Raw genomic sequence first — 13,067 nt, forward strand, 5'->3', positions numbered from 1 at the left:
CCGGCGCGCCCGCCGAGATCGTGAGGTCCGCCGGTGCCGCGCTCCGGATCCCGCCGCCGCTGGTCGCTGACACGCTATTTCGCGTTCGTCAGCATCCTGGCCATGGCCGCGCTCGGCTGCGCGCTCGTGTGGGTGACGTCGACCGTCATGCGCCAGCAGGCCATCGACGACGGCATCGCGTCCGCCGAGTCCGTGATGTCCTACGCCGCACGCTCGCTGCCCGCCGACGCGTTCGTCACCGGGCAGCTGACGGACGAGCAGGAGGCAGCGGTCGACGACGCGATCGCCGGGTTCGGCGAACAGCGCCTTCGTGATCTGCGCCTGTGGAGCGCCGCCGGGAGCCTGCTCTACAGCAAGGCCGGGGAGTCGTCGGGCTTCCCGGACACCACGCGCAACCAGGCGGCGCAGCGTGGCAACGCGAACGCCGAGGTGATCGTCGACGTCCGCAGCTCGACGGAGGCGGAGCAGCCCGGCGAGCAGACCCAGGTGCTCGACGTCTACGTCCCGGTGACCGTCGAGGACACCGACCCGTCGGGCGCCGCACCCCCCGGCGCGACACAGGCCACCGTCGTCGGGACGGCCGAGGTCATGCTCGACCACACCGAGTCGGCCGCGACGCTCGCCTCCGCTGTCGCCAAGGTCGCGCTCGTGGTCGCCGGCGGCCTGGTCGCCCTCTGGCTGCTGCTCTTCCGCACCGTGTGGACCACGTCGAAGAACCTCCAGGCGAAGGCGCTCGAGAACGCCCGCCTCGCGCTGCTCGACTCCCTGACGGGCCTGCCCAACCGGCGGCTGCTGGCGGAGCGCATGCAGCACACGGTCGCGGAGGCACAGAGCACGGGCGGGCGGCTCGGCATGGTGCTGCTCGACATCGACAGGTTCAAGGACATCAACGACTCGCTCGGCCACGACCACGGGGACGAGCTGCTCGAGCAGGTGGCGACGCGCCTTCGCCAGGCGTTACGGGACGAGGACATCGTGGCGCGTCTGGGTGGCGACGAGTTCGCCATCCTGCTGACCGACGTGCGCTCGGTCGCAGACGCGGAGCGCCTGGCCCGACGAGTCCGAGACCTCTTCGTGCCACCCTTCCAGCTCGGAGAGATGTCGCTGCACGTCGAGACGTCGGTCGGCGTGGCCTGCCTCCCCGACCACGCTGCCGACGCGTCCTCGCTCATGCGCACCGCCGACGTCGCGATGTACAGCGCCAAGCACCACCGCACGGGCGTCGCCACCTACTCGCCGGACGAGGACCACTCCTCCCCCGCCCGGCTGGTGCTGCTGGGGGACCTCCACCGCGCTCTGGACCCCGCCGACGACGAGCCCCGCACGCTCGAGATGCACTACCAGCCCAAGGTCGACCTGGACACGGGGCGGATCGTGGGGCTCGAGGCGCTCATGCGCTGGCGCCACCCCACGCAGGGTCTGCTCGCACCCAGCGTCTTCATCCCGCTGGCGGAGCAGTCCGGCATCATCCACCGGCTGACCCGGTACGCGCTGACGGAGTCGGTGAAGCAGCTCGCGACCTGGCTGGCGGAGGGGCGGTCGACGCCCGTCGCGGTCAACCTGTCCGCGCACGACGTGACGAGCACCCGCGTGGTCGAGGTGATCGAGGAGCTGCTGGCGGAGCACGACGTGCCCGCCGCGCTGCTCGAGGTCGAGATCACGGAGACGGCGCTGGTCGCCGACCCGTCCCGCGTCGTCCCCGTGCTCGAGCGGCTCGCGGCGCTCGGCGTCAGGGTGGCGATCGACGACTTCGGCATCGGCAACACCTCGATCGCGCAGCTGCGGGACCTGCCCGTGGCCGAGCTGAAGATCGACCGCCTCTTCGTCGCGGACCTGGGCGACGGGGGCCGCGAGAGTGCCCACGTGGTCGTGCAGGCGATGGTCGACCTGGCGCACTCCTTCGGGTTGAGCGTCGTCGCGGAAGGGGTCGAGGACGAGATCGCGGCGGCCGTCCTGCGCCGCCTGAGCGTCGACCAGGCGCAGGGCTTCCTGTACTCCCCCGCCATCCCCGCCGACGAGCTCGTCGGGCTGGCCATGCTCCCCCGGCCGACCGGGACACGCGTTCACGACGACATCGCGGGGTGAAAGTACGGCAGAATCCTCAAGTCTGGCGCTCGAGTGCCGATGGACGACCTGGGAGAGTCATCTCCGCTCGCCGATGCACAAGGAGTGCCCGACCGTGATGGACGACCTGCTGCAGGAGATGATCAACCCGGCTCCGGCACAGCACGACCGGCCCCGGCGCCGCCGCCTGTGGGCCACGGTCGCGATCGTCGGGATGGCCGCGATCGGTGTCACGTCGCTGACTACGTCGGCGCTGTTCTCCGACCGCGAGCGGACGGGCGGCACCATCACGACGGGCACGCTCGACCTCGGGGTCGACCAGAGCCTCACGTTCAACATGCCGGTGGGCAACATGCTGCCTGGCGCACGCGTCTACGCTCCCGTGACGATCACGAACGACGGAAGCCTCGCGTTCGAGTACTCCGCGAAGGTGACGGCCGACCCGGTGGCGAGCGGGAACCCCGACCCCGACCTGGGCAACGGGGACACGCCGGGCACGGGTGACCTGACCAGCCAGCTGCACCTGGACCTGTACAAGGTGAGCTCGGCGGCGTGCAACGACACCCGGGTGAGCGCCGGCACGCTCCTCGGCAGCTCGCCGGGTGCGTGGGGCATCGGCACCAACCAGCAGCTGTTCGGCAGCACGACGCCGGGTGACGCCACGAACCTCACCGTCAGCGCCAAGGCGAAGAGCTACCTCTGCGTCCGGGTCGGCTTCAGCGAGGACGCCGGCAACACGTTCCAGAACACCGCCGCGAAGATCACCCTGACGTTCGACGCGGTGCAGCAGACCGGGTTCACGGACGGTTCGAACCCCGCGAACGGCTGACCAGATGCCGAGACCGGATCTCCACCCGGTCGCCGCGACGATCGAACGACGAGCGCCGCGGCCCGCAGCGGCGACCCCGGCAGGGCCGCCGAAGGTGCGACGCGGCAAGCGGCGACGCCTCCTGTCGGCCGCGCTGTGGACCGTGATCGCGACGTGCGCCCTGGCGTACGCGACCTCGCTGGCGGTGCCGCTGTGGTACCAGCTCCACGACCAGAAGCTGCTGATCGTGACCTCCGGCTCGATGGTCCCGACGTTCGACCCCGGTGACGCCGTGGTCACCCGCAACGTGGGTGACAGCTACGAGCTGCTCAAGCCAGGGCTCATGGTGTCGTTCTGGCCGCTCGGATCGACCCAGCTGGTCACGCACCGCATCGTGTCCGTCACGAACATCGCGAGCACGACGGGCGAGGTGGACGGCGAGGGGCGAGCCATCAAGTCGATGCGGGACGGGAAGCCGGTCGAGGTCCCGTACATCATCACCAAGGGCGATGCGAACGAGGAGAACGACGCGAACGCGACGCCCGCCGCCAACGTGCAGGGGATCGTGCTCTCGGTGCATCCGCACTGGGGTTGGGTGCTGCAGTGGGCCGAGTCGCCCGCCGGGCGGGCAGCGATGCTCGTCCCGCCGCTCGTGGCACTGGCGACCCTCGAGGTCCTGGCCGTGGCCGACGGGCGTCGGCGCGGCCCGAGGCCCGAGCGCCGACCCGAGGAGAGGCACATCGATGCCGTTCTCCACGGGTGAGGACGAACGCGGCGCTCGGCTGATCGGCGCCGACCGCGCGACGTGGCTGCGCCTCGGCGCCGCGGTCGCGCTCGGCGTGGCGGCGTTCGGTGCCCCCCGCATCCCGGGGACTGCCGCCGCGTACACCGATTCCGTCCCCAGCACGGGATCGGTCAGCACGTCGGCCGACTTCGAGCGACAGCAGACCCCCGCCCTCGACGCACCCCGGCCGATCTCCACCCCGACGCCCGACACCGAGCCGTCCGTGGCACCGACGACCGGTGCCACGGACGGCTGACCGTCAGCTCCGCACGCCCCGCGCGGCCAGCAGCACGCCGGCAGGGTCGTAGCTCCGCGACAGCTCGCCCAGTCGGGCAGCCACCGGCGCCGTGAAGACGCGCTCGGCCCAGGCAGGGCCCGCGGTGTCGGTGAAGTTGGGCAGACCGCCGGCCCGCGACCAGGGCCGCAGCCCGTCGACGACGCGGTTCGAGTCGGCGACGACCGTCTGGGCGATCTCGGGGATCATCAGGCCGATCGTGAACACCTGGTAGGCCGCGGTGCGGTGCGCGAACGCGCAGTCGGGGCCGCGACGCACGCGCCCACCGAGCTGACGCACCTCGACCATCACCTGAGCGGTCCGAGCCTCCGGCCCGACCAGCTCGACGAGGGCGTCGGCCGTGTCGGGCCCGAACTCGTCCAGGAGCAGCGACTGCTCGTGCAGAGGCATCGGGTCGTCGGGGTCCGAGTGGATCTGCGCCAGCGCCGCGTACGGCATGACCCCCACCGCGTCGATCAGCGGGGTCGCCACCGATCGCATGGCGCGGATCATCTCCTCGCCGACACCGGGGTCACCGGTCCAGGCGAACCGCAGCGCGATCGTCGTGCGGCCGCGCAGCGGCTCGGGGAAGAGCTCCAGGTCGGGCAGCCGCATGACGGCGACCGAGGTGGTGCCCTCGTCGGGCAGCAGGTCCGTCCACACGCTCCACGTCCGCAGGACGGCCGTCGCGTCGACGCCGTCGAACCAGATCGCGCCACCGTAGAGGGTCGGCTGGTCGATCAGGTCGATCTCTACTGCGGTGACGATGCCCAGCGATCCCTTGCCGCCACGCAGCCCCCAGAACAGGTCGGGGTTCTCGGTCGCGGTGGCGCGCCGCTGGACCCCGTCGCCAGTGACCACGTCGAACGCGCGGACGGTGTCCGACGACAGACCGTGCGTCCGGGCAACGGGCCCGAGCCCGCCCCCGGTGAGGAAGCCGACGACGCCGACGTCGGGCGACGAGCCGCACAGGCCCGCGAGACCGTGCGGTGCACAGGCCTCGAGGACCGCGGCCCAGCGGACGCCGGCGCCGATGCGCGCCCAGCGCTCGTCGGCGTGGACCTCGAGCTCGTCGAGGGCAGCGGTGTGCACCAGGACGGCGCCGCTCATGGACTCGGTCGCGCCGTGGCCCGTCCCGGCGACGGCGACGGGGACGCCGAACGCCGCCGCGAGGCGCAGGGTCGTGCTGACGTCGTCCGCGCTCGTGGCCTCGACGACCGCCAGCGGGCGGACCGCGTGCGTGATGTTGCTGGTGACCGTGAGCCGGCGGTAGCCGTCGCTGTCCGGCAGGTGCACGGCGGGGACGGCGTCGACCAGCGCCCGGACGGCCGGGACCGCCGCGGGCTCGAAGCCGGTCGCGGTGGCGCGGTCGGTCGGTGTGTTGATGCTCATGGTTCGCCTCTCGGGCTCGGCGCGGGTGTGCCCGGCCGGGAATCGTCCGGCGCCGTTGTCGACGCACGGACGATCAAGGGCACGGCCGCCGATGCCTGATACGTGCCGGTTCGCCGAGGTGGGTGCTACGACCCAGGCAGCGTGAACGTGAAGGTCGTGCCCTCGCCCACCGTGCTCGTCACCGTGAGCTCCCCGCCGTGGGCCGCGACCACCGCCTTCGCGATGGACAGACCGAGGCCCACCCCGGGGATCGCCTGCCTCGTCGCCGTCGTCGCCCGGAAGAACCGCGTCGCCAGCCGGTCGAGCTCGTCGGGCGGGATGCCGATCCCCGTGTCGGAGACGTCCACACGCGCACCCCCACCCTCTCCCGGCGCGACACGGACCTCGATCCGGCCACCGCGCGGCGTGAACTTCACCGCGTTGGAGATGAGGTTGGTGAACACCTGCTCGAGCCGCTGCGGGTCCCCCACCACCGGGACGGTCGGCCCGTCGACGGTGACGGTGACACCCGCCGCCTCGGCGACGGGGGCGACGTCGACGAGCACCGAGCGGGCCGTCGCGGTCACGTCCATGGGTTGCCGGGCGATGGCGAACGTCCCCGCGTCCACCTGCGCGGTGAGCAGCAGGTCGCTCACGAGCCGCAGCTGGCGGCGCGCGTTGCGCTGCACGACGGCCAGGAACTCGCGCTGCTCGTCGGTCAGCGGGTCGGGGCCGTCCAGGACCAGCTCCAGGTAGCCCAGCACCGACGTCAGCGGTGTGCGCAGCTCGTGACTGACGAGGCTCACGAACTCGTCCTTGAGGCGGGACGCCTCGCGCTCCGCGGTGACGTCGGTGGCGACGAACACGTACCCGATCGTCGAGCCGTGCCCGTCCACCCGCCGCGTGACGCTCAGATTGACCGTGACCCGCGTGCCGTCGCGGCGCACGATCGTCCAGTCGTCGGCCCGCGCCTCCGGCAGGATCGACGGTGCCGCCACGGCGGCGAACAGGTCGGGCTGGTCGGCCTCCGACGCCTCGTCCGCACCCACCCCGAACACCTCGCTGTACCGCCGGCGCAGCTCGCTCGTGTCCAGCAGGTCCGCGACCCGGCTCTCCCCGACGAACTCGTCGCGCCGGTAGCCCAGCAGTCGCTCGGCCCCGGGGTTGAACACCTCGACGCGCCCCTCGGGGTCCGTCGCGATGATGGCCTGCTCCGTGACGGCGTCGATCACCGAGACGAGGTGCGCGTACGCGGCCTCGCGACCCTGCACCAGCTCCGCGAGCATGTCCGCGTCGCGGCGCAGGTGCTCGTTCAGCCGCAGCGCCTCGCGCTCCAGATCGGCCAGCGTCGCGTTACGGACGCGCAGGCGGGAGGTCGCCTCGTGCACGATGACGGCGATCGTGGCGGCGACGAAGGCGACGAACAGGCTGCGGGCCAGCAGCGTGGCCGTCACGGCCATCTGCGGGTCCAGGACCACGGGCGCCAGTACCGCGAACCCGACGGCGACCGGCCCGATGACCATCCCGATCCGTCCGGGGCGCCCGGCCAGCGTGACGACGGGGATGAACACGAGCGCCCCGATGATCGACAGACCGCCGCCGGTCGCGAACCGCAGCAGAGCGACCGCGACCAGCTGGATCAGGGGCAGCACGTCCTCGGCCCACGGCGGCCCGTCCCGCCACGGCACGACGCGCGCGAGCAGAGGAACCGTCAGGGCGACGAGGATGCTCGTGGCCGCCCAGCCCGGGTGGGTGATGCTGCCCGGGATGCACGCGACGACGACCACCGCGACCGCGAACGAGACGACGAACGGAAGCTGCCGCTCGAACACGTCCGCGTCGGGCCCGACCACCCGTGACAGGACGCGCACGGCACCCGTCGCCTCGCCGCCCGGTCCACCCCGCGAGGCCAGCCGGACACGACGGATGAGCCCGGGTCCGCCGATCACGTCGGTGCCGGCCTCGTCCCTGCGCGGGTCGCTCATGCCACCAGGCTCCGCAGCACCAGCACGACGGCGGTGACCGCACCGGCGATGACGGCGGCGACCAGCACGCGCCACTCGTCGCGCCGGTTCGCGCGGATCTCGTCGCGCAGCGCCTCGTCCGAGCAGGGGTCGTCGACCATCAGCCCATCACCTTGCCCGTCTTCTCGGTCTTGTCCCACACCTGGCTGGCTCCGCGCCACTGCTTGACGTACGCGTCCAGCGTGATCGCACAGAGCAGTGGTCCGAAGCCCACGACGTACAGCAGCACGCGCGACAGCCAGCGGCCGCCCGGGAGCAGCTCCGCACGCCGCACCAGCCGCGCGGCGAGCATCGCGATCACCGTCCACGAGTAGAAGACGAGCGTGAGCACCTCGATGCCACCGGCGCTCATCTCCATCCCCAGCGCGTGCGGGACGCGCTCCTCCCACAGGCCCGGGATCCACGCCGCGAGCATCACGACGATGGCCCCGAGGCCGGGGAACAGCAGCCCCTGCAGCCAGGACCGGCGGGCCGTGTCGCGGTCCAGCAGCAGCGTCGTCGCCGTGATGAAGACGTACCCCACCACCGCCACCCACCACGCGGTCTGGAACGTCTGGCGGGCCGCGTCCGGGTCGACGAAGTACAGCCCGACGAGCCCCACCGCGGCGGCCGTCATCGCCACCGGCAGCAGGTAGACCGAGAACCAGATGCCGCCGAAGGACAGCGACGACAGCCGGTGGCCCGCGCCGCGGCTCGTGAACGGCCGCCGGAACCAGACCGTCGAGAACCGGCGCGTGATCTGCACGTTGCCCCGCGCCCACCGCACCCGCTGCTTCCACAGCGCGGTCACCGAGTCGGGCTCCTCGGCCAGCACCACGGCCGCGGGCTCGAAGACGACCCGACGCCTGCCCAGCTGGGTCAGGAACGTGGTGAAGGTGTCCTCGGCGAGCGTCGTCGTGTCGATGCTGCCCCCCACCGCCTCGAGGTTCTCGCGCGAGTGCAGCTGCGCACCGCCGGCCAGGCAGGCCATCGCACCCAGCACGTTCTGCGCGCGGCGCGCCGCGGCCTGGGCCGTCACGTACTCGTACCCGATGAAGCGCGACACCGTGCCCGGGTGCGCCGAACCCTCGCGGATGAACGCGGTCACCGCACCGACCTCCGGGTCCGCCAGGTGACGCGTCATGCGGCGCAGCGAGTCGGGCCGGTAGATGACGTCGGCGTCCATGATGAGCAGCGCCTGCATCCAGTCGTCCGCGAGCGCGCGAGCGATGCCGTGGTTGAGCGTGTGCGCCTTGCCCTGCCCGCCCTGGTCGCGACGCAGGTGGACGATCCGTCCCGGGTGCTCCGCCGCCTTCGCGAGCACCACCTGCGGGGTGTCGTCGGTGCTCGCGTCGTCGACGACGTAGACGCGCAGCCGGTCCGGTGGGTACTCGAGCCGCATGAGCCGCTCGAGCGAGGCGGCGAGCACCGCACCCTCGTTCCACGCGGGGACGACGACCACCACGCGCGGCAGGTACGGGCCGGCCCTCCCCAGGTGGTTGCGGAACGCGTGCACCGGGACCAGGACGTACTGGAAGACCCCGGCCAGCACCGGGACGACGCCGGCGAGGACCAGCACCAGCAGGACGACGACGAGCACGTCGTGCCACGTCATGTGCCGACGACCCCCGCCAGCCACGGGTAGGAGCCGACGTCCGTCGCGACGTGCGCGTCGGAGGCGGCGACGAGCGCGACGCCGGCCGCCGACCACCGCGCCCGCACCCGCGGGCCCGGGCAGCGCCACTTCTCGTTGACCTCGACGAACGTGCCGGTCTCGACCGCCGCCCGGGCGAACGCGTCGAGGAGCTCGTCGCTGACGTCGTCGTCGGACAGGCCGATCTTGGGCAGCAAGGAGAACGGGTGCGCGACCTGCGCGCGGCCGACGGCCCGCATGGCGCGCGCGGTGGCGGTGACCAGCATCTCGACCGCGTCGGCCGACGACAGCCCCGCGGCCAGGTGCTCCTGGGTGACGCGCGGGCTCCACGGGCCGTCCGGGCCGGGGAACTGGTGGTCGGCCAGCAGGACGCGGTCCACGCCGGTGGACGAGCCCACCGCGGCGAGCACCTCGGGCGGCGCGTCGACCGCACCGGAGGCGTCCCAGATCTTGGCCTCCACCCCCGTCACGACGGTCAGCCCGTCGACGCGGGGCAACGCCGCGACGGCGGCCAGGAAGTCCGGCACGTACGTGGTCGAGGCGCGCACGTGGTCGACCATGCGCACGGTCATCAGACCGGCGGCGTGCGCCGCCTCGAGATTCTCCCGCGGTGTGCTGACCGCGTCGTCGGAGAACGTGGAGTGGACGTGATGGTCGCCGCGCAGGTCGGGCCGCGGGGCCGCCGGCTGGTCCGGGCCCGTCATGGCGCCGGCAGCACCTGGTCGACGGGCATGAACACGTCCTCGAGGTAGCGGACGTTGGCGATCTCGACGAAGTCCATGACCTGCGGGACCGGCCGGGACAGGACGGCGTCGAGGGTGATCGACGGCATGTCGACACCCGCCGCGATCGTCAGGGGCATCGCCCCCGGGAAGCGCGGGTTGACCTCCAGCAGGGCGGGGACCCCGTCCTTGTCGCGCTTGAGCTGCACGTTCGCGACGGTCGTCAGGCCGATGGCCTTCGCGACTGCCGTCGCGGTCGCGATCAGCTCGTCGTCGTGCACGGTGACACCGGCCACGGCCACGCCCGAGTCGACGCGCAGCCGCGCCCGCGGCACGGCGGCGATGATCCGACCGTCGAGGCCTGCGAGCACGTCCACCGAGTACTCGTCACCGGGCAGCAGCTCCTGGACCAGCAGGTCCTCGTCCGCGTGCACGGCGTCGAGCTCGGCCTGCGACTCGACCACCCGGACGCCGCGGGACCCGGCACCACGGCGCGGCTTGACGATCACGGGGAAGTCCCAGCCGCTGACGGCCTGCGGCGTGCCGAGCAGCTCGGTGCGCGGGACGCGGCACGTGCGGGCGCACGCCCGGGCCAGGGCAAGCTTGTCGAGGCAGGTCTCGAGCGTCCGCAGGGACGGCGACGCCAGCAGGGTCCCGCCGTCGTGCAGGCGGTCGCGCTCGGCCGCGATCCGCGGCAGCTCGACGTCGACCGTCGGGAACAGGACGTCCACCCGGTCGGCGGCGCACATGGCCAGGACCACGTCGACGAAGTCGTCGGCCAGGCCGGCCGGCACCAGGCGGCGGTGCTCCGCGTCCACCAGGTAGAGCCCGCTGGCCCAACGGTCCATGTCCGCGGCGATCACCTCCACGTCGCCGCGCCGCAGCAGCGAGCGGATGATCGCGATGCCCGCGGGTCCGCCAGCGCCGGTGACGAGCACCCTCATCGATGACCTCCGTGCTGGTCGTCGGCCCGCTCGGCGTCCGCCGCGCGCAGGCCTGCGTTGTTCCCTGACCGGGTGATCATCGCAGCCGCGCGGACCATCTCCAGCGGCTCGACGGCGCCACCTGTCCCGAATCGTCCCCAGTACAGGGCGGTCGCGCGCACCAGCTCGGGAGCCATGTAGTCGCGGTGGGCCTGGGACGCGTACGCCGCGAGCATCTCGAGCTTCTTCTCGACGAAGCCGTCGACGGGCACGAAGCGCGAGGGACGGAAGTCGATGGTCGACGACGGGCTCTGGAACGCGCCGACGAACGGGATCCTGCGGGCCGCCACCTGCACGGCCTCGTGCACCGCCCGGTGGTCCTGGTGCCGGTCGTGCGACGAGTGCGTGTAGACGATCGTGGGCTGGACCAGCGCGATCGTCTCCTCGATCGCGGTGATGACACCGCCCGCGGGATCGATCCGTGTGTCGGGAAAGTCGTGCAGGAACAGCCGCGCGCCGATCACACCCGCCGAGGCGAGGGCCTCGTGCCGACGCACGTCGGCCTCGCCGCCGACGGCCCCGCCTGACAACGTCAGCACGACGACCGTGTCCCCCGAAGCGGCGTGGGCCGCGAGCGTGGCACCGACGCCGATCTCGACGTCGTCGGGATGCGCACCGACGGCCAGCACGGTCTCGCCCTGCGACTGCGCCGCTCGGTTCGCGCGCCCCTGCAGCGCCAGCGCGGTGACGCGCTCGACGAGGGTCGCCGCGGGGACGGGCTTCACCAGGAACTCGTCGGCGTCCCGCCGCAGCGCCTCGACCGCGTAGTCGACGCTGGCGAAGGCGGTGGAGACGATCACGGGGACGCCGGGGGCCCGCGACCGCAGCTCGACGAGCAGGTCGAGCCCGCTCATGCCGGGCATCTGGATGTCGGTGAGGACGGCGTCGAACTGCGTCCGGTCCACCTCCGCGAGCGCGGACATGGCCTCGTGCACGACCGTGACGTCCATGCCGCCGCGGCGCTCGAGAACCGTGCGCACGAACTGCGCGGTGTCCACGTCGTCCTCGACGACGAGGACCGTGATCTGCTCGTCGGTCACTGCCACCTCACTTCCCTCCCCCAACGTATCGGCGCACGCGGGCGCGCGCCCAAGGAGGGGTCGAGGGTGATCGGTCACACAGGAATACCCACCGGCCCCTCCCTGTTGAGCGGGGCAGTACATGCAAACGCATGAACTTCTGAGATGAGGCGCGACATGCAGTTCGGGATCTTCTCCGTCGGTGACGTGACCACCGACCCCACCACCGGTCGCACGCCGGACGACACCGAACGCGTGCGCAGCATGCTGACGATCGCGAAGCACGCCGACGAGGCGGGCCTCGACGTCTTCGCCACCGGCGAGCACCACAACCCGCCGTTCGTCCCCTCCTCGCCCACGACGATGCTCGGCTACCTGGCCGGTGTCACCAAGAACATCACCCTGTCGACGTCCACGACCCTCATCACCACCAACGACCCGGTGCGGCTGGCCGAGGAGTACGCGATGCTCCAGGTGATCGCCGACGGGCGGATGGACCTCATGATGGGCCGCGGCAACACCGGCCCCGTGTACCCGTGGTTCGGGCAGGACATCCGCCAGGGCATCCCGCTGGCGATCGAGAACTACGCCCTCCTGCGCCGCCTGTGGACCGAGGACGTCGTCGACTGGTCCGGCAAGTTCCGCACCCCGCTGCAGGGCTTCACCTCCACGCCACGCCCGCTCGACGGTGTGCCGCCGTTCGTCTGGCACGGCTCGATCCGCTCCCCCGAGATCGCCGAGCAGGCGGCCTACTACGGCGACGGCTTCTTCCACAACGCGATCTTCTGGCCCATGGAGCACACCGCGCAGATGGTGAACTTCTACCGCCAGCGCTTCGAGCACTACGGGCACGGCTCCGCCGACCAGGCGATCGTCGGGCTGGGCGGCCAGGTGTTCATGGATCGCGACAGCCAGCGCGCCGTGGACCGGTTCCGCCCGTACTTCGACGTCGCGCCGGTCTACGGGCACGGCCCGTCGCTCGAGGACTTCGCCGCGCAGACCCCGCTGACCGTCGGCTCGCCGCAGCAGGTCATCGACCGGTACGGGGCGTTCTACCAGCAGGTGGGCCACTACCAGCGCCAGCTGTTCCTCATGGACCACGCGGGCCTGCCGCTCAAGACCGTGCTGGAGCAGATCGACCTGCTGGCCGAGGAGGTCGTGCCCGTCCTTCGTCGGGAGGCCGAGGCCGTCCGCCCGGCCCACGTGCCGGCCGCACCGCCGTCGCACGCCGAGCGCGTGGCCGCAGCGCGCACCGCTGGCGAGGTGCACGAGCAGTCCGTCGCGGCGGCCGACCACTGGACCGGTCGCACGGCCGAGGACGACGTGGAAGCGGCGGACGCCGTCACGCGTTGAGCAGTTCCGTGGTGGGTGCAGACTTCTAGGCA

12 protein-coding genes are annotated in these 13,067 nt (G+C 72.3%); 5 read left to right on the plus strand and 7 right to left on the minus strand.

The features are described 5' to 3' along the window. The first annotated feature begins 102 nt into the window (after window positions 1-102). From IC607_RS01085 to IC607_RS01100, 4 genes are all read left to right on the plus strand, one after another. Window positions 103-2,085: a bifunctional diguanylate cyclase/phosphodiesterase gene (locus IC607_RS01085; protein WP_191785150.1), complete on the plus strand. Its 1,983-nt coding sequence runs from the start codon at window positions 103-105 to the stop codon at window positions 2,083-2,085. Window positions 2,086-2,182: 97 nt separating this feature from the next. Next, window positions 2,183-2,893: a TasA family protein gene (locus IC607_RS01090; RefSeq protein WP_225224384.1), complete on the plus strand. Its 711-nt coding sequence runs from the start codon at window positions 2,183-2,185 to the stop codon at window positions 2,891-2,893. Between the two features lie 4 nt (window positions 2,894-2,897). After that, window positions 2,898-3,635: a signal peptidase I gene (locus tag IC607_RS01095; RefSeq protein WP_225224280.1), complete on the plus strand. Its 738-nt coding sequence runs from the start codon at window positions 2,898-2,900 to the stop codon at window positions 3,633-3,635. Then, the gene (locus IC607_RS01100; protein ID WP_191785152.1) at window positions 3,616-3,912 is read left to right on the plus strand and encodes a hypothetical protein; all 297 of its coding nucleotides are present in this window, start codon (window positions 3,616-3,618) and stop codon (window positions 3,910-3,912) included. The genes IC607_RS01095 and IC607_RS01100 overlap by 20 nt, the downstream gene beginning before the upstream one ends. 3 nt (window positions 3,913-3,915) lie before the next feature. Here IC607_RS01100 and IC607_RS01105 read toward each other — a convergent pair whose 3' ends face one another. From IC607_RS01105 to IC607_RS01135, 7 genes are all read right to left on the minus strand, one after another. After that, window positions 3,916-5,322 carry an FAD-binding oxidoreductase gene (locus IC607_RS01105; RefSeq protein ID WP_191785153.1) on the minus strand — a complete coding sequence of 469 codons (1,407 nt, stop codon included), beginning with the start codon at window positions 5,320-5,322 and terminating at the stop codon, window positions 3,916-3,918. Between the two features lie 125 nt (window positions 5,323-5,447). After that, the gene (locus IC607_RS01110) at window positions 5,448-7,286 is read right to left on the minus strand and encodes a cell wall metabolism sensor histidine kinase WalK (RefSeq protein ID WP_191785154.1); all 1,839 of its coding nucleotides are present in this window, start codon (window positions 7,284-7,286) and stop codon (window positions 5,448-5,450) included. Continuing rightward, window positions 7,283-7,426 (minus strand): hypothetical protein, encoded by a 144-nt coding sequence (locus IC607_RS01115; protein WP_191785155.1) that lies wholly within the window; start codon window positions 7,424-7,426, stop codon window positions 7,283-7,285. The genes IC607_RS01110 and IC607_RS01115 overlap by 4 nt, the downstream gene beginning before the upstream one ends. Then, window positions 7,426-8,919 (minus strand): glycosyltransferase family 2 protein, encoded by a 1,494-nt coding sequence (locus IC607_RS01120; protein ID WP_191785156.1) that lies wholly within the window; start codon window positions 8,917-8,919, stop codon window positions 7,426-7,428. The genes IC607_RS01115 and IC607_RS01120 overlap by 1 nt, the downstream gene beginning before the upstream one ends. After that, complete coding sequence (locus IC607_RS01125; protein WP_191785157.1) at window positions 8,916-9,662, minus strand: PHP domain-containing protein; 747 nt, start codon at window positions 9,660-9,662, stop codon at window positions 8,916-8,918. Before IC607_RS01125 ends, IC607_RS01120 begins: the two co-directional genes overlap by 4 nt. Further along, entirely contained in the window at window positions 9,659-10,624 is a 966-nt protein-coding gene (locus tag IC607_RS01130; RefSeq protein ID WP_191785158.1) for an ATP-grasp domain-containing protein, read from the minus strand. Before IC607_RS01130 ends, IC607_RS01125 begins: the two co-directional genes overlap by 4 nt. Continuing rightward, window positions 10,621-11,703, minus strand: a complete 1,083-nt coding sequence (locus IC607_RS01135) for a response regulator (RefSeq protein ID WP_191785851.1) — start codon at window positions 11,701-11,703, stop codon at window positions 10,621-10,623. The genes IC607_RS01130 and IC607_RS01135 overlap by 4 nt, the downstream gene beginning before the upstream one ends. A gap of 156 nt (window positions 11,704-11,859) precedes the next feature. Here IC607_RS01135 and IC607_RS01140 point away from each other — a divergent pair, with 156 nt between their 5' ends. Next, window positions 11,860-13,035: an LLM class flavin-dependent oxidoreductase gene (locus IC607_RS01140; RefSeq protein ID WP_191785159.1), complete on the plus strand. Its 1,176-nt coding sequence runs from the start codon at window positions 11,860-11,862 to the stop codon at window positions 13,033-13,035. Window positions 13,036-13,067: the final 32 nt, after the last annotated feature.

This window comes from Cellulomonas sp. JH27-2 (assembly GCF_014837175.1).
Taxonomy (GTDB): Bacteria; Actinomycetota; Actinomycetes; order Actinomycetales; family Cellulomonadaceae; genus Cellulomonas.